The following is a 15,568-nucleotide window of genomic DNA, read 5'->3' on the forward strand; positions in this document are numbered from 1 at the left end:
CCTTTCGCCGAATAGGATGAAGAGAAGGCAACATTGCCAGGGCAGGAGGGAACAGATATGGAGCTTCGCTATTGGGTAGCAAATAGCAGCCATATGTCCGTCATTCGTCAGGACGGGGACGGCCTCGTCATTGAGCTGCTGGAGCACAGCCGGTGCGGCCATACGGCGGAGCTGCGGCTGGCCGATGCGAACGGCATATATGATGTATGTCAGGACGATCTGGACTACGTCCATATTGTATATCTCAACCGCCAGCGGCAACTGGTGCACGCCCGGGTTCATCCCGATCAGGAGGGGCTTCAGACCAGCAAACTGCCCGGGGAATATGCCGGGCTTGCCGGCTTGAAGCTGACCCGCTGCTCGAACCGGCTCCACCTCTTGCTGCAGTATGCTTCACGCGCCGAGCATGCGGCGCTCACGGGGATCCACTGGAGCGAGCCCGCCGTGATGGCGGAAGCCGAACGCGTCATCGCCATGCAGTGGCTAACGAGCGAACAGCTCCTCTCGGTCTGCGGCATGCTGATGCGACAGGGCAGGCTTCTTCTATGCCGCTGGAATTACGACTCCGCTTCCGGCTCGTGGAACGCAGCCGGAGAAGGAATGAACCTGCCTCTGGCGGACGCCGGCGCCCCCTCGCGCCTCGTTCGTCTGCCTGCCGGCGCCGTTCCCGAACCGGAGCGTCCCCGATGTCTCCTCGTCCGGCTCCTGGCCGGGCAGCTCGCGTTCGCGATCTACGAATCCGAAGCGGACGGAAGCTGGCACGCGATTGACGAAGAAGCGATCGCCATTCCTTCCTCTCCCGCTTCCGTCATCGCCTGCGGCGCCGATCAGGAACGGGTCCGCTTCAGTTGGGCGGCCGGGAATATGATCTGCCGCATTGATTACGATCTTGCCGCTAACCTCTGGGGACGGCTGTATTCAAGCGCCTCCGCCCATCCGGTCTCGTGGTGCGCGGTCACCGAAGCAAGCTCCGGCGGGCCGGAACCGCAATCGATTACCAACGGCCCCTCCATTCGGGAGGCGATCCGCTTGAGCGGGACGGAGATCGACGCCTATCGGGCCGATCGCGACTTCCGCTCCAGTCTTCACTTCGCGAAGCGGGCCCTCTCCTCCGTCGAGCGGCTCTCTGGCCGCATCGCGCCCTTGGAGGAAGAGCGGAAGCAGTTGGAGCAGTCCCTGCAGATGGTGCAATCCCGGATTGCTGAACTGGAGCGGCGCCTCTCCATCCTGGAGGAGGAGCTGCGGATTCGCCGTTCCCTCCGGCAAGCCGAACGCTCCCAGGACGGCATTCGGCGGCCGCCTGCGGAGGGGCAGCATGGCCAGAAGGGGAAGGACTCCGCCGAAGCTTCCTTCCGTTCGACCCTGTATGCCGCCCATTCGCGCCCGGTCCCTCCGACGCTGCACCGCCGCAGCATCGCCGCCGAGCCGACTATACAGCCGGCGGCCGGCACGCCGCCTGTGAACTGAGCGTTCGCCGTTCTATTCTCTTCATGAATTTACGCATAAAGTGAGGTGCTTCGCATGACCGAACCGCAAGCTGCCGTCCCGGCGGCAGAATGCCTGTTCCAATCCGTCATCGACTTCGACACGGAGTCGGAACGCGTCTCCGCCTTCGTCACAATGCTCTTCCGCAACGCCGGCTCCGAGCCGATCGAACAGCCTCGCATCATTCTGTCCGTCTCCCCTTCCCGTTCCTGCGACATCAGCGGCAAAATTCTGTCCCCCCAGCTCATTCCCGCCTTCAGCGTCTACGGGAAGGACGGCCGGAAATCGGGCTGGTCATTCGCCGAGGATGAATGGTTCGCTAACGGGAAGGTCACCGGGGAGTACAATATTCAATCCATTGAACCGCTGACGATGCCCCCGGGCGTCTGGCTGGAAATGCCGGACTTCCATGTCTCCTGCGCTCTTGACAGTCTGCGGAACGGTCCGCTTGCCATCCATGGATTGGTGGAGGCCGGGGAAGCCCGCTTCCCCGTGCTGAACCCGATTCATATCCACTGCAGTTTCTGAGAGTCCGGATATTTGTGCGAACGACTAGAGAACTTGCCCCCGCGCTTGAATAGAGTAATGAAGCAGCTTCTGTCCCGGGGTGATCTGTCACCCCGGACTAGGCGAATAAGGAGGGCATCATGAGACAAATTATCAAAAATTTAGTTGGCATCTGCGCACAGATTTTACCTTGCGAAGAGCCGATTTATGAATTCGGTTCCTATCAGGTGGAAGGGCAGGTTGGATTTGCGGACTTGCGCCCGTTTTTCCCGGGCAAAACGTATGTCGGCTGCGATATGCGGCCGGGCGTCGGCGTCGATCTCATCCTCGATCTCCATCAAATCGCGCTCCCTGACGAGACGGCCGGGATGGTGCTCTCGCTCGATACGCTGGAGCATGTCGAGGATCCGCGGCTTGCGCTGTCCGAGATTCATCGCATCCTGAAGCCGAACGGCATCGTCATCATCAGCTCGGTGATGAATTTCGCGATACATGATTACCCTGAGGATTATTGGCGCTTCACCCCCCAAGCCTTCGCCAGCATTTTGAAGCCGTTCGATACGGTCATTACGGATTATGCCGGGGAAGCCTTGTTCCCGCATACGGTCGTCGGCGTCGGCATCAAGGGAAGCACGGTGCCGGAGCCGGTCGTGACGCAGCTCCGCCTTGCCTTGGCCATGTGGAGAGAGAACAGCTACCACCAGCATTGACCTTCGCCATGCGCAGCGGATCCGCATGACCTGATTCACTTCGATTCAAGCCGATACAGGCCGGAAGGAGGGAGGAATGTCAGAAATGAGTGTCTTTATGAACCAAAACCCGGCCTATTCCGCATACGATATCGGGGAGTGGAGCTACGGTGAGCCCGATGTGTTTTCCTGGGGGGAAGGAGCTACCCTGACCATCGGCAAGTTCTGCTCCTTTGCCGCACGGATTACGATTTTGCTGGGAGGGGAGCACAATGTCGATTGGGTCACGACTTACCCGTTTAATCCGATTTTCCGGCGGCCTCCCCTTTTACAGGGCATCCGAAGACCAAGGGCAACGTAGTCATCGGCCATGACGTCTGGATTGGAATGGACTCCTATGTGCTGTCGGGCGTAACGATCGGCCACGGAGCCGTCATTGCGGCCCGCAGCACCGTCTCCAAGGATATCCCGCCGTATGCGATTGCGGGCGGCAACCCGGCGCGCGTCATCCGGTACCGCTTCCCTTCGCATATCATTGAAGGCCTGCTGCGCATCGCCTGGTGGGACTGGCCGATGGAGCAGATTCAAGCTGCTTGGCCGCTGATGCTCTCGAATCGAGCAGAAGAGTTTGTCCAGCTATATTCAGCCCGATAACGATGGAGGGAGAGCGACATTGATCCATTTTTGGAACGCCATTATACGCCCGGTCCTGGAACTTGCCCGGCCCGCGACCATCGTCGAGATCGGCTGCGCTCAAGGGTGGAATACGTTGAATCTTCTCAGCTATGTCCAGTCGGTTCCGCAAGGCCGGATCATCGCCGTCGATCCTTCGCCTCTGTTCGATGTCGGCGCTCTGCAGCAGCAGTTCGGGAGCGCCTTCGTCATGATTCCCGATTTCAGTCTGAACGTGCTGCCTCAGATGGGCCCTTGTGACGCGGTGCTGCTGGACGGGGATCATAACTGGTACACCGTCTACCATGAACTGAGGGCATTGGAAGGACACGGGCGGTATCCGATCGTGTTTTTGCATGATTTGGAATGGCCTTACGGAAGAAGAGATATGTATTATTTTCCGGAGTCGATTCCCGAAGCTTACCGGAAGCCGAGCGCCCGCAAAGGCATGCTGCCGGGAGTGAATGAATTGGTCGAGGGGGGCCATAATTCATCCGTGCATAACGCGGAATACGAGCACGGGGAGAGAAACGGCGTCTTGACCGCCGTAGAGGACTTCCTTCGGGATACGGAGCTTCGCCTCCGGCTTCACCGGGCCCGAAGCCAGCACGGCCTCGGGATTATCGTTCCCGACGAATCGATGCAGGACCATCAATTGAACGATGCCATTCATCATATCGTTGCCGCCTCGGGCCTGTAGCGCCAGGGCGAAGCACTGCCATGATCCGCAGAACAAATATCATCTGCGGATCATTGGCATGCGCTCAGGATGTTATTGACGGATGAACATTGCGGAGAACATCGATCCGTAAGGAACGCCTGGCGCGATGCCGATGCCCGCATGATGGAAGGACGGATTCATCATCGGCGCGGCGTCCTGCCAAGTTCAACAAGGCGGGACAAGCCCGGGCTCCGGTACGGTTCCCGGCCATGTTCACGATGGCTTTTGGCGGCCCTCTCTGGCGCCCGCCTCACTTGGAACGGCTAACCGCAGATTGGGTGTATGCGAGAAGAAGCTGCGAACTGTTACTAGAAAGACAGTCTACTAACCAACGCTCACAGACTGCTATGCTATGTGAATCGTTGTTTTAACATCCATCTTCACAGCGTCATTTTCCATCGCTCAATTCCGCCGCGCCCTGCAAGATTGTGTGAATGAATCTAGTAAATTCATCCAAGCGAAGCTTTTCCCTCCTTCATAAATTAGTAACGTAGGAGGACATCCCTCCGTCCTTCGAACACATAATGAAGGAGGTTTTTCCTTATGCCGCTCATTCCTATTCAACGGCTTACCAGCAGCACGGCCAATGTCGTCTCTGCTCCGGATCGGGTAACGGCAGTGAACAGTCTCTTGGCAGGAGCCCCGGCCAATGTCGTCAACGTCGGCAATGCGCCAACCATCTGGCCTCAACTCGCCAAGTTCGATAATGACAATACGGTGTTCGCAGCCGCGCCAAATCCGCAATTCGTCTGGTCGCAGCCAACCTTTATTCCGGGCGAGACGCATGGCTTCGCCGCCGCCTCGCTTACGATCCCGCTGCAGCTCGGCGTAATCAACGACTTCTTGATTGCGCTGACCGTCTTTGCGGACAACGCGGTAACGGCACGCATTCAAGCCGTCTCCTCGCTCGGCATCAACTTGTTCCCGGTGCCGGGGCTGGACGTCGATTTGATTGCGGGCTCTCTCGATCCGACAACCGGGTTGACGACGGATGTCGCTAACCCGTATAACTGGCAAAATGTCCGTTTCTATTCGATTCCGGCTTCTCTTGGACTGATTTCTATCAATATCGGCGTTCGCTTCATCTTCTCGTTCCAGGTAACGAACTATTTTACGACCGGCGCTATCAATACGGCCGGCCTCGCCTTTGCCGCCGATATTTATCAAAATCTTATTTAATTGATTCGCCCCTTATTTGCGATTCCAAGTTGTGCTGCAGAACTTCCGCCATGCTCGCGCTTTGCGGGCATGGCAGCCTGTTTTGAAGGAGGAGACCGTCATGCCTTTGATTCCGATTCAACGGGTCGTCAGCCACGAGCGCAGCGTCATCTCGGCAGCCGGCAGAGCCGCAGCGGCGGCACAGCTCTTGTCCGGAGGCGCTCCCAACGTCGTCCATACGGCCAAGCTGGCTTGGCAAGAAAGCGTTCTCGCGTCCCTCATCGATAAACATAGCGAATTCCTGCCCGGTCCGATGCCCGAACTGATCGCCCCGCCTGCCGGTCCCAAGCGGAGTGAATACAGAGGCTTCGCGGCCCAGACTTATCCGCTCCGTCTGGAGGTTCATCAACCTGTTTTTATCCGCTTCTGCATTTACGATCCGACCCGCACCCATTTCCAGATCGATCTCTGCAATATCGAAAAGCTCAATATGCTGGATGCTCCCCTTCACCTCAATATCGGAGGGCGGTTGTCCACGTCCCTGTTCTGCTCCCGGACAGCCGATCGGCGCAGCGGCAAGGCAACACAGCTAATACGCTGCTACAGCATCCCGATCCAGTTCGATCCGGGTTTTATCGGGCTTGATGTCCAATTTCTCTTCTCCTTCGAGCAAGCCGATTCACCTTCCTCGGGCGGGCCTCCTTTGAGCGGGTTCGCTTTCGCGGCCGAGGTCTATCAATCCGTGCATGGCAAATAGCCGTGCCGACTCGACGCACGGCGCAGCCATCGTTCATTCCTGACACGAACACCAACCCTTTTATAGGCTGACAAGCAATATCTGCTCTTCCTTTATTGTCCCTTCTGCAATGCGGAAGCTACGGACGCGAGGGCGTATCCGCCTCAGCGAGATGATGAGATACGAGCATGAGAACACCGCATGCTCGACATCGAAGGGAGACGGATAGGGGGAGCCGCTCGGATGGGAATGATACAGGCCCAGCAGTTGCTCGCCAAGGCTCTCCATATCGCGCAGCGCCCTCGTCAACTCCTCGCCGTCCATCGTGAATGCGACCGGGCTCTGCTCCTCATTGCGGATACGCCAGCATCGGGCGGCGACGCCATCGCGGCCGGACAACAGTCCGCATGCTTCCAGGGGCTTTTCCTTGATGCAGTGGCCAACCATGTCGCGGTAAGCTTGGGCCGTCAGATGAATCGCGTCCATGTTACGGCTTTCGGCTCCTTTCCCTGTCCATGGCGAGCATATGAAATGGCTCCGGATTCGCCCGCTTGTCTGTAGACTGCTGCGATTGATTCAGTTGGCTTACATAGCTGAAAAAAGACGGCTGGGGCTGCTGTCTTCGTTCCGGGTCGCGGCGAACCCGGTTGCCGGAATGCGATTGCAGCCATAGGAACATGGAGTAATTGGCCGTGCGCGGCTTCGCTTCCTGCTCCGCAGGCGGATCATGCTGCCCGTCCGCGGCAGCCTCCTCCGGAGAACCTGAAGCCCCGGCCCCCTCTTGCTCAGGTTGAATTTCGGAATGAACCCGTTCTGCCGAAAGCGAATCATCGGGCTCCGCCGCTTCCCGCACTCGATTCGCCGCGTCTGCCAGGTTCTCGTCCCCTGCGGTCAGGACTGCCCCTTCAGCTTCTTCAACTGCAGCCGGCCCGCTGTCCGGCGCTGCCGATGCCGGCATCAGCGCTTCGGCAGGTTCTGGCTGAAGCGACTCAGGCTCCGCCCCTTCCGCCTGCTGCGCTTCCGCCAGATTCACTGCCTGAACGACCGCCGCTGACGTCTCCCGCTCCTCCGTCCGTTCCTTCCGGATCGGCTCCAGCTCGTTCCCCTGCGCCTTCTCCGCTGACGCCATCTCCACCCGGATCGGGTTCAGCTCGGTTGTCTCCAGCTTCAGCGCTTCTTGCCGCGCCTGCTGGACGGATTCCGTCTCCTCCGATGCCGCATTCACATCTTCTGCCGGCTCCTCTCCGTCCCATTCCGGCTGCGCAGGCTCCTCCAGCCCTTCCGCTGCCGGTTCGAGGGCCAGATCCGCCGCTCCTTTCGCTCCCGTCTCTCCGTTCAGCGCCGGGGCTTCCTCCTTAGGCCCGGGAGGCCGGGAGCCCGCCGCCGCCTCGGACGCCGCAGGCCGAGGCAATGGATACCCTGCCTCGATCTGGCGCTCTTCCAATATCCGAAGCTGCTTAATCAGCTCCATAAGCGGCTTCTTGCCGAAAAAAATCGTTGCCGCGCCGACAATGCCATCGGTTAACTGCAGCCGCTCCTCTACCGTCATGCTGTCGAAGCCACCGTAAGCAAGCCCAACCAGATTCAGCGTCTGTCCCGGCTGGGGCAAAATATAACTCAGCCCGCTCTTCCAATGAAAGCTCACTCCCTGAATCGGCATATCGCTATATCGGGCGATGTTTTGGACTAACAGGTTGGCGAGCTGCCGGCTTGCCTTCATCTGATGGAGGAAATAATAGACGACGACTTCCTTCTTCTCCTCGTCGGCCGGCTGCAGCGTCAGCCACATGCTCTGCTTGCCGCTGTCCCATTCCTCGGAGCAGCGATCGCGATCTTGTTCCGTCTCGATGATCCACACATGGAATCCGGCGTGCTTCAACGTCTCGCGCATCATCTGCAGCAGCGGGGACGCCATGCTCCCTGCCTTGTTCTCCATCACGATCTGATATTTATGGAGGGGATTGACCACGTTCAAGATTTGCTTGTTTTTATCCAGATGAAAAGTAAATGAATGCTTCCCCAGCAGTTGATACACATCAGGCAAAAACTCGTCGGCTATCGTGCACAGCGGCTTCGCATTGATCTGAATTTCCATATCGTCCTCCTCGCTTTCCGGGCACACTGGTCCTTCTATCATATGACAGTCAGCGAGATCGGTTCCGCTCCTGCCCATTTTTGCAGCTCATTAATTTCCGCCAGCACGGATCGCTCCCTCTCCTGCAGCCGTTCATAACAAGCGTTCAGCTCCTCCAGACGAAGCCGCCGGTTCGCCACATCCGTCTCCAAGCGGCGTACCGTACGGGCGGCATCGTCAGCCCGGGCCATGATCCAGTCGAACATCTCGCTCAAATGCGAGGGCATCCAGGAGAAGGACTCCCCGTCTGTCAGCAGAGGTTCCCGCCGCAGCAGCGGAAATAAATCGAAGAAGGCAAGGGAACGCAGATGGGGGTAGCCCGTTCCCAATAGCGGCCGCGGCGCGGCATGGCCCGGTCCCCGCTCCATTCCTTGCACGAAGCGCAGCTTCGCCTCCGGCGCCAGGCGGATGTCCGTGAAGCCGGACCAATCCTCCCCCATGTTCGGAGAGCGGGCGCAACTGATTCGATTGCCTTCCATAATATAGAGCAGGAAGACCTGCTCTCCCATCCACAGAAAGCAAGGCTTCGGCATACTCCCCTCAAAGTGGATCTTCAACGGCGAGCAGGATCGGACGTCGGTCCGATCATTGGCGTAGTAGCACTTGGCGGCCGCACCGCTATGAATGGACCAGGCCGCATGAGGCCGACCGCCGCGATCGAGCGACAGGCCGATTCGCCACCGCTGCTGCGGCTGGCGGGAGGCGAAGAGCCTCCGCCACACCGCCTCTTCCGCCCCCGGCTCCAGCTCGAGAAGATCCAGCGTATGCATTCCGCCATCGTCCTGCAGCCGATGAAAGAGTCCGTACAGCCCGCCCTCCCCGCTGACGGCATAGGCCGCGTCCCCTACCTGCATGGCAGTCGAATCGGAATCCGGGAAAGGAATCTCCACGTCCTTCCATGCTCCTTCCGCCGGCATCCGGATAATGCACCGGTTCCGTCCCTCTCCGGTGACGACGCTGCACAGGCGGAGGCCGGAACGATGGCGGAACAAATACGGAAAGGAGCTGGCGGCCCGGCCATCGATGCGGACTTCCCGGCGCATTCCGGTAAGCGGCTGATACTTGGCGTAATACAATCCGCCTTCCGTCTCCAGGAGCATGTCGTACTGATCGCCGGACAGCAGCAAGCTGAAGCGGCGAACTGGATAAGGAGCGTGAAGAAGGGTCCGGAGCGGCTTCCCTTCCAGCGGGTACAAGATATGCTCCAACGCCCCGCCGCCGGTTACGCCCAACCAATGCGAACCGCTTCGATCATGGATGTAATGCGCTTTTTCCATCCGCATCCCTCCAAAAAAAACACTGGGGTTTCGTCACCTTTTTATGGGTGCCTCCATAGACTGTAATTGAATTTGAAATCTAAAAAGGAGGCCTGGAACATACATGGAGAGCAAGTTGGTTCAAGGGCAGCAGCAGCCCCCCGAATATTTGCCATTACCCTCTCTGGAATGTATAGAGGTTCCCAAAATATTCGACTGGGTACTGAAAACGACCCAAATAGTTGATGAATCCACGGTTGATTCAGATTGCTTGCCTCTGCCACTTTCGTTTCGTATTGAGGCCAGAGTCCTGGAAGTGAATTGCGAAGAAAAAGTCGGATCCACCCGTGAAAATGTGGTGGTTACGATAGGCGGCAGACCGGTTACTTTGCAGCGGGTAGTGCTGCGGAAGTTCGGTACGTATGAAATAACAATCATCAATACAGGGGTAACGCCGAACGTCATTCATTGCCGGTTCACGAAGAGCTTCCTCCGCTTCGAGAAAGTTCTGCTGTGCGCTCCTCCGGGAACCGAAATCGATTGCCATATCGTGCCGGAAGCGACGACGATCGATGTGCTGGATATCGTCAATAACACATTCGTGAACGTGGATATCGTCATTTGCCAGAGCATTCAAGTGAAGGCGATTGTCAAAATGATGGTAGAAGCCGAGTTGTGCCAGCCGCGTGCCGAAATCCCGCTTCCGGAAGGTCCTTGCGTCGTGACTTTCCCTCAACAATGCCCTGACGTCTTCCCAGGTGCACCCTATCCGTTCCCTTAATAATCGAATGCCGTTCGCTTGGGGTGGTGGGCTCAACCACCCCCTTTTTTACTCATCATGTTCCGGCTTCCATGCCGTCAAGCAAGGAGGGCCCATGAAGCTATATTACATCGCATCCGGCTATCGGAGGCCGATTGATATATTGGATAATGCGCTTATCAAGGCCTTGACGCAGCGTTTTCAGGAGGTCTCTTTTTTTCTGTCCAACCGGACGCCGTATTCGCATTTGCTTCCCGACATCCGCCGCGCCGCCCCGGATTATGTGCTGACCATGGTCGGCCCGAGATCATTGCTTCCGGCCGAGATCATCCGTTCGGTGAGGGCGATGGGCATCCGTACGGGAGCATGGTTCGTGGACGATCCGTATGCCATCGACAATGCTCTGCCCGTTGCCCGGGAATACGATGATGTATTCACGATCGATTCCGGCTGCGTTCCTTATTATGCGCGCAGCGGCTGCGCTCGGGTGCATCACTTGCCGCTGGGGACCGACACGGATATTTTCCGCCCCTACGCGGTGCATCCGACGTATCATCATGATGTATGCTTTTTGGGCACAGGGTATGAGAACCGGCTTGTATTTATGAAGGAAATGCTCCGCTATGTCGAACGGAACGTGCGGGTCCAGCTTATCGGCCATTTCTGGGATTCGGTAGATTGGTCGTCCGGCTGCGTGCCGAGCATACGGGGGAAATGGGTGAACTTCTCGGAGACGCCCCGCTATTTCAATGGCGCCAGCATCGTGCTCAACATTCACCGGAGCGAGGACGACCCGCTCTTAGACAAGAACCGGAGCGGCGCGCCCGGACACAGCATCAATAACCGCACCTTCGACATTGCGGCCTGCCGGGCCTTTCAGTTGACCGATTACCGGCCCGACCTGCCCTTGTTCTATCAGCGGGGGGAAGAAATCGTCTGCTTCGATTCGCCGAAGGAATGCGCCGAGCTCATCCACCGCTATCTGCATGACCGCCCTGCGCGGGACGAGATAGCCGACCGGGCCTACCGGCGGACCTTGGCCGGGCATACCTTCGCCGCTCGCCTGGATGCAATGCTGTCGCTGATCCGCTCGACCTGATTCCGCTCCGGCACCACATAGAACGATAGGCCAAAAGGGCGAGCCGAAGACTCACCCTTTGACATAAGATTCAACGATGCCCGCCGCTCCGGCAATGGCCAGCAGCAGCACAAGCGGAAATATAAGGTCCGGAATGAGCAGATAAGCGGCAACCAAAAAGGCCGCCGACCAAATGCCGACGCACCAGTAGCACGTCAGCAGCTTGCGCATGAAGGTATGGAATCGGCCGCCCTTCTCATCGACGACGGCATACATCATGCCGGCTTCATCCGTCTCGAACCGCTCCTCGACGAAGGGACGGCGGACGAAGGACAGAATCTCATCGAACACAATCAGACGGGTCAACCGGTAACTCGCCAAGATGAGCAATATCAGTGTTACCCATGATATGTCCCACACGAACAGACTACCCCCTCGGATGCATCGCTGCGCGGATCAGTTCCATTGTATGGCACTTCCGCACGGGCTAGAACCAGGTATTCCGCCGGACTGCCCCGTCATCCGATGGCCGGAACAAGGAGGAGAAGCCTTGATGTCAGGACTCCCGATCATTCAATCCGATGAGCAGCTAACCCACATGCTCCGGCTATCCGCCGAGAAGCCGCTTCTCATATATAAGCACAGCTCCAATTGCGGCTCGAGCAAGGTCGCGCATGTCGGGATCAATCATTTCGTGAACCGCTATCCGGAGGTTGCCTCCCGCTTCGCGATCGGCGTCATCCGTGTCGTGGAGGAGAAGCATTTATCCGATCGCGTGGCGCGGGAGCTCGGAATTCCGCATGTGTCTCCGCAGATTCTGCTCGTCCGCCAAGGGCGGGTCGTCTGGCATGCCGGGCATCAACAGATCAACTCGCAGCAGCTATGCCGGGCCGCGATGCTGTACGGCCAGCCTTAACGGGCCGAGCCGACTTCCGCGCCGGTGACGCGAATCTCATGCGCGTGCTCGGCGACGACTTCGCCGATGCATGCCGCCCCGACGCCTCGCTCCCGCATGGCGGCCACGAGCGGTTCCGCATCCTCTGCCGCGACAGACAGCAGCAGCCCGCCGGACGTGACGGCATCGCACAAAATCCATTGCGCGATCTCGTCCAGCCGATCATCGAACCGGACGCTGTCCTGCACATGGCGGAAGTTGTTCTTCGTTCCGCCGGGAACCGCTCCGCTCTCCGCGAGCTCGCGGACGCGCGGCAGGACAGGCACCTGCTCCGCGTAGATACGGAGCCCGGCCCCGCTTCCCTTGGCCATCTCCAGACTGTGGCCCATCAAGCCGAACCCGGTCACATCCGTGCAGGCATGGACGCGGAACTCCGCCATAACCTCCGCGGCGGTCTTGTTCAGCGTCGTCATCGTGCGGGTGACGATCTCGATCTCCTCCGGCCGGAGCAGATCCCGCTTCAGCGAGGTCGTCATAATGCCGACGCCGATCGGCTTCGTCAGGATCAGCTTGTCTCCCGGACGAGCACCGGCATTGGTCAATACCCGGTCCGGGTGGATAAGGCCAGTGACCGCCATGCCGAACTTCGGCTCCGGATCGTCGATCGAATGGCCGCCCACCAGCGTCGCTCCCGCCTCGGCAACCTTGTCTCCAGCCCCCCGCAAAATATCGGCAAGCACCGATTTATCCAGCTTCGAGATCGGGAACGCGACAATATTGAGCGCCGTCAACGGCTTGCCGCCCATCGCATAGATATCGCTAAGCGCATTGGCCGCAGCCACCTGGCCGAATGAATACGGATCATCGACAATCGGCGTGAAAAAATCGACGGTCTGCACGAGCGCCAGATCGTCGTTGAGCCGGAAGACGCCGGCGTCATCGCTTGTATCCAATCCGACCAGAAGATCCGGGTGCTTCTCCGTCTTCGGGAGCTGGCGCAGCACCTGGGACAGATCGGCCGGACCTATTTTGCAGCCGCAGCCTCCTTTGCTTGATAAGGCCGTCAAACGGACTTGAGATTGTTGTTCCATCTCGCTTCATCTCCTCAATATGGCGTGCATGATATGTCACTATTTTACCACATATACCGGGCGTGACGCAGGGAAGCCGACGGCCGGCGCACAAGGACCGCCCAAGCATTCATTTGGCCTATTTTATTTTTTCTTTGACAAAAAAACAATTCATTGATATACCATATATTAATGAAAACATGCACATTTTTGAATGTAAGCGCTTCCCTACATAAATGCCGCGAGCAGCGACAGCAAAATGAGCAGGGCGATCGCAGCTTCGCATCGAGGTTGGACAGCGCTTCGTCCATCCAGGAGCATCGCTGTATAATCTCGCTGGCGAGCCTGACCGGAAAAGCCGTCGTGCCCCGCGCATTGTACAGCACTCTCCCGCTCGCAAAATCTTCATAGCCGCTGTGCTTTTTCTCAAAAAAATATTCCATTTGTGCATAACCTTTCACCCTATATTGATAAAAACATATTGTATTCCAATATACACCATCAGGGCGAATCGGGCTATCCTTCCACTTGGATGACCAGAGGATATGCGTCGTTTTTTAAGTGCTCTCAGAGCGGAAAAATCGCATATTTGTCCATAGAAATGTGGACATGGAGGGGTTACTCTTCTAACGAGGCAAATTTCTATATATTGATATAGCTTCAGTTCAAAACACTATATACAGTATCATTACGAATAAACGCAAACTATCTCCTTCACCGAAAAGTGTCTCCTATTTGAAAGACAATCCTTCTCATTTTCCCACTGTAGAAGGACAATAACATAGGACGAGCAAGCTTCTGAAGCTTTCTTTAAAGATGTTTCCACAACTTATGCTTATGATGAAAATAAAAAATTGGTAGGCTCAAAGAGAGACTCGGGTGCATATATTAATCGGATTATAAACAGTACATCTACAAGTAAAGTTGATATTACCGTTTTCCACAAATCCGGAAATCCATACGCTGTTCAAGGGGCGGAAATAGATTATCAAATGAGAGTTATTACACAAAAAGGAGGTTCCTACAGTTTTGAAGGGGTTCATGACCGAGCTCCCTCTCATGAACTATATGTTCGACTTAGTAATGATAGAACTGTTACGATATTCAATCATCCTCATGAGGGATTCGAGTATTTGGGAGCACCAAGTACTTTAGCAAGATCTTTTAAAGTAACAAATTAAAGAACAAACGCCTGTTGACACCTTTTGATGTCTACAGGCGTTTGTTATAAACTGGACTAAAGTACTTCTATATTCCTTGTATAATAAAAAGCGCCTTACAATAAGTATAGGTTTTCAACAAATTACATGAGTAACCCCTTCATGAACAAAAATCCATGTCCCCGCTCCGTCAATTATTGCGAAAGCGGATTGCGATTATAATTTGTGTTCGTTATTACTCATTACGGCTAACGAAACTTGTGACGAAGGAGATTCAGCGGCAGCAGTGAAAAAATGGAGTTCAACTCGGGGATCGACCTAGTGGACACTCCTGATTTCCACTAGCCAAATTTCCTATGTGAGAAAATGTTACGGTTACGGTGTGAAATCACACGTAAAGGAGCCGTATGATCAAGGGCAACATCCCAGTAAAGAAGCAAAGACAGCGTCTACACCTCGAGAGGCTGAACCCAAGGAATATAAGGGGTTAGACACAGCGTAATATGGGAGAGGAGTCGACGAAGGAAGGAACGGAGCGGATAACCAGAAATACGATCACAAGACTTATTCACAGAGCAGGAATAGCAAACCAATCTCTATTCTCAACACCGTTTCCTCTAGAAATTGCTAATGGGATGTTCGATGGTTGAACCTCTAAGAATGATTGAAAAACATTCAATTACAGGGAGGAATAACATTGATTCGAATCATGGCTTCACTTGTGTCGGCTCTCGTACTTTCTTTTATTTTCACAATAATTAATCATAATAATAGTGAAGGGGTATTATACTATTCATTCTCCACTAAATTTCTCAACGGTTCATTATTATTGTTTTGCATTTATTTTTTTATTGGAACCCCTATTTCTTTCTATATATATAAGTTGAACTAAAGAATATCCACTACTATATCAGACTCCATCCGCACACAGAGACGGTCGATGATTGCTTGAGGTTCTTTCATCACAGCATTCATGAAAGAGCAGACATTCTTCCGTATCTCAGCTACAGTGTGGTAGAAGACGTTATTCACGACATCCGCTTTGAGCCACTTCCAGAGTCCTTCCACAATATTCAGTTGCGGACTGTACGGCGGAAGAAAGACAAAGGTCAGTCGCTTGTTTTCTTTCAGAAACGGCTCGAGTAGCTTGGCGTGATGGATTCTGGCATTATCCAGAATCATGGTAATGGTTCCTGAAGGGTATGCTTCAAGTACTTTGTTCAAGAATTTGAGAAACGTTTCTGCTG

17 protein-coding genes and 1 pseudogene are annotated in these 15,568 nt (G+C 55.9%); 11 read left to right on the forward strand and 7 right to left on the reverse strand.

Annotation, left to right across the window (positions count from 1 at the left end):
• Positions 1-57 precede the first annotated feature (57 nt).
• The 7 genes and pseudogenes from ABD76_RS23775 (at position 58) to ABD76_RS23805 (ending at position 5,989) form a co-directional block, all read left to right on the forward strand.
• On the forward strand, positions 58-1,467 hold the full coding sequence (locus ABD76_RS23775; protein ID WP_197259499.1) for a transcriptional regulator: 1,410 nt from the start codon (positions 58-60) through the stop codon (positions 1,465-1,467).
• Positions 1,468-1,521: 54 nt separating this feature from the next.
• Positions 1,522-2,013 carry a D-Tyr-tRNAtyr deacylase gene (locus ABD76_RS23780; RefSeq protein WP_197259500.1) on the forward strand — a complete coding sequence of 164 codons (492 nt, stop codon included), beginning with the start codon at positions 1,522-1,524 and terminating at the stop codon, positions 2,011-2,013.
• A 119-nt stretch (positions 2,014-2,132) separates the two neighbouring features.
• Entirely contained in the window at positions 2,133-2,702 is a 570-nt protein-coding gene (locus ABD76_RS23785; protein ID WP_197259501.1) for a class I SAM-dependent methyltransferase, read from the forward strand.
• A gap of 85 nt (positions 2,703-2,787) precedes the next feature.
• A pseudogene (locus tag ABD76_RS23790) lies at positions 2,788-3,335 on the forward strand (CatB-related O-acetyltransferase).
• A gap of 19 nt (positions 3,336-3,354) precedes the next feature.
• Positions 3,355-4,053: a class I SAM-dependent methyltransferase gene (locus ABD76_RS23795; protein WP_197259502.1), complete on the forward strand. Its 699-nt coding sequence runs from the start codon at positions 3,355-3,357 to the stop codon at positions 4,051-4,053.
• A gap of 564 nt (positions 4,054-4,617) precedes the next feature.
• Positions 4,618-5,253 (forward strand): hypothetical protein, encoded by a 636-nt coding sequence (locus tag ABD76_RS23800; RefSeq protein WP_197259503.1) that lies wholly within the window; start codon positions 4,618-4,620, stop codon positions 5,251-5,253.
• A gap of 100 nt (positions 5,254-5,353) precedes the next feature.
• Entirely contained in the window at positions 5,354-5,989 is a 636-nt protein-coding gene (locus ABD76_RS23805; protein ID WP_197259504.1) for a histones H3 and H4, read from the forward strand.
• Positions 5,990-6,049: 60 nt separating this feature from the next.
• On the opposite strand, the gene ABD76_RS23810 is transcribed toward ABD76_RS23805, so the two are convergent.
• Genes ABD76_RS23810 through ABD76_RS23820 form a run of 3 tightly spaced genes read right to left on the reverse strand, consistent with a single transcriptional unit; the run spans position 6,050 to position 9,379 of the window.
• Positions 6,050-6,454 carry a M67 family metallopeptidase gene (locus ABD76_RS23810; RefSeq protein ID WP_197259505.1) on the reverse strand — a complete coding sequence of 135 codons (405 nt, stop codon included), beginning with the start codon at positions 6,452-6,454 and terminating at the stop codon, positions 6,050-6,052.
• A gap of 1 nt (position 6,455) precedes the next feature.
• Positions 6,456-8,063, reverse strand: coding sequence for a cytosine deaminase (locus ABD76_RS23815; protein ID WP_197259506.1), 1,608 nt, complete (start codon positions 8,061-8,063; stop codon positions 6,456-6,458).
• A 38-nt stretch (positions 8,064-8,101) separates the two neighbouring features.
• Complete coding sequence (locus tag ABD76_RS23820; RefSeq protein WP_197259507.1) at positions 8,102-9,379, reverse strand: carboxylesterase; 1,278 nt, start codon at positions 9,377-9,379, stop codon at positions 8,102-8,104.
• A gap of 103 nt (positions 9,380-9,482) precedes the next feature.
• Here ABD76_RS23820 and ABD76_RS23825 point away from each other — a divergent pair, with 103 nt between their 5' ends.
• On the forward strand, positions 9,483-10,139 hold the full coding sequence (locus ABD76_RS23825) for a BMQ_0737 family morphogenetic spore coat protein (protein WP_197259508.1): 657 nt from the start codon (positions 9,483-9,485) through the stop codon (positions 10,137-10,139).
• Positions 10,140-10,233: 94 nt separating this feature from the next.
• Positions 10,234-11,217 (forward strand): CgeB family protein, encoded by a 984-nt coding sequence (locus ABD76_RS23830; RefSeq protein WP_197259509.1) that lies wholly within the window; start codon positions 10,234-10,236, stop codon positions 11,215-11,217.
• A gap of 51 nt (positions 11,218-11,268) precedes the next feature.
• On the opposite strand, the gene ABD76_RS23835 is transcribed toward ABD76_RS23830, so the two are convergent.
• Positions 11,269-11,616 (reverse strand): DUF1360 domain-containing protein, encoded by a 348-nt coding sequence (locus ABD76_RS23835; protein ID WP_197259510.1) that lies wholly within the window; start codon positions 11,614-11,616, stop codon positions 11,269-11,271.
• A gap of 133 nt (positions 11,617-11,749) precedes the next feature.
• Here ABD76_RS23835 and ytxJ point away from each other — a divergent pair, with 133 nt between their 5' ends.
• Entirely contained in the window at positions 11,750-12,112 is a 363-nt protein-coding gene (ytxJ, locus tag ABD76_RS23840) for a bacillithiol system redox-active protein YtxJ (protein ID WP_197259513.1), read from the forward strand.
• Here ytxJ and selD read toward each other — a convergent pair.
• Together selD and ABD76_RS29920 are read right to left on the reverse strand one after the other, a co-directional pair.
• A complete protein-coding gene (gene selD / locus ABD76_RS23845) occupies positions 12,109-13,182 on the reverse strand; it encodes a selenide, water dikinase SelD (RefSeq protein ID WP_197259511.1) in 1,074 nt (357 codons plus the stop codon). The two genes, ytxJ and selD, sit on opposite strands and share 4 nt — an antisense overlap.
• A gap of 44 nt (positions 13,183-13,226) precedes the next feature.
• On the reverse strand, positions 13,227-13,604 hold the full coding sequence (locus tag ABD76_RS29920; protein ID WP_242069771.1) for a hypothetical protein: 378 nt from the start codon (positions 13,602-13,604) through the stop codon (positions 13,227-13,229).
• Positions 13,605-14,015: 411 nt separating this feature from the next.
• Between ABD76_RS29920 and ABD76_RS31050 the strand changes: the two genes are divergently transcribed.
• Positions 14,016-14,342 (forward strand): DUF3238 domain-containing protein, encoded by a 327-nt coding sequence (locus ABD76_RS31050; protein WP_197259512.1) that lies wholly within the window; start codon positions 14,016-14,018, stop codon positions 14,340-14,342.
• 867 nt (positions 14,343-15,209) lie between these two features.
• Here the strand turns inward: ABD76_RS31050 and ABD76_RS23860 are convergent.
• Positions 15,210-15,568 (reverse strand): IS630 family transposase (locus tag ABD76_RS23860; protein ID WP_197257801.1); only part of this gene is annotated, 359 nt, incomplete at its 5' end.

Origin of the sequence: Paenibacillus dendritiformis (assembly GCF_015845845.1) — a bacterium.
Lineage (GTDB): Bacteria > Bacillota > Bacilli > Paenibacillales > Paenibacillaceae > Paenibacillus_B > Paenibacillus_B dendritiformis_C.

Bases quoted from the DNA above. Each gene is read 5' to 3' on its own strand.
- ABD76_RS23775 (WP_197259499.1), top strand. From the start codon at position 58: ATGGAGCTTCGCTATTGGGTAGCAAATAGCAGCCATATGTCCGTCATT.
- ABD76_RS23780 (WP_197259500.1), top strand. From the start codon at position 1,522: ATGACCGAACCGCAAGCTGCCGTCCCGGCGGCAGAATGCCTGTTCCAA.
- ABD76_RS23785 (WP_197259501.1), top strand. From the start codon at position 2,133: ATGAGACAAATTATCAAAAATTTAGTTGGCATCTGCGCACAGATTTTA.
- ABD76_RS23800 (WP_197259503.1), top strand. From the start codon at position 4,618: ATGCCGCTCATTCCTATTCAACGGCTTACCAGCAGCACGGCCAATGTC.
- ABD76_RS23805 (WP_197259504.1), top strand. From the start codon at position 5,354: ATGCCTTTGATTCCGATTCAACGGGTCGTCAGCCACGAGCGCAGCGTC.
- ABD76_RS23810 (WP_197259505.1), bottom strand. From the start codon at position 6,454: ATGGACGCGATTCATCTGACGGCCCAAGCTTACCGCGACATGGTTGGC.
- ABD76_RS23815 (WP_197259506.1), bottom strand. From the start codon at position 8,063: ATGGAAATTCAGATCAATGCGAAGCCGCTGTGCACGATAGCCGACGAG.
- ABD76_RS23820 (WP_197259507.1), bottom strand. From the start codon at position 9,379: ATGGAAAAAGCGCATTACATCCATGATCGAAGCGGTTCGCATTGGTTG.
- ABD76_RS23825 (WP_197259508.1), top strand. From the start codon at position 9,483: ATGGAGAGCAAGTTGGTTCAAGGGCAGCAGCAGCCCCCCGAATATTTG.
- ABD76_RS23830 (WP_197259509.1), top strand. From the start codon at position 10,234: ATGAAGCTATATTACATCGCATCCGGCTATCGGAGGCCGATTGATATA.
- ytxJ (WP_197259513.1), top strand. From the start codon at position 11,750: ATGTCAGGACTCCCGATCATTCAATCCGATGAGCAGCTAACCCACATG.
- selD (WP_197259511.1), bottom strand. From the start codon at position 13,182: ATGGAACAACAATCTCAAGTCCGTTTGACGGCCTTATCAAGCAAAGGA.
- ABD76_RS29920 (WP_242069771.1), bottom strand. From the start codon at position 13,604: ATGGAATATTTTTTTGAGAAAAAGCACAGCGGCTATGAAGATTTTGCG.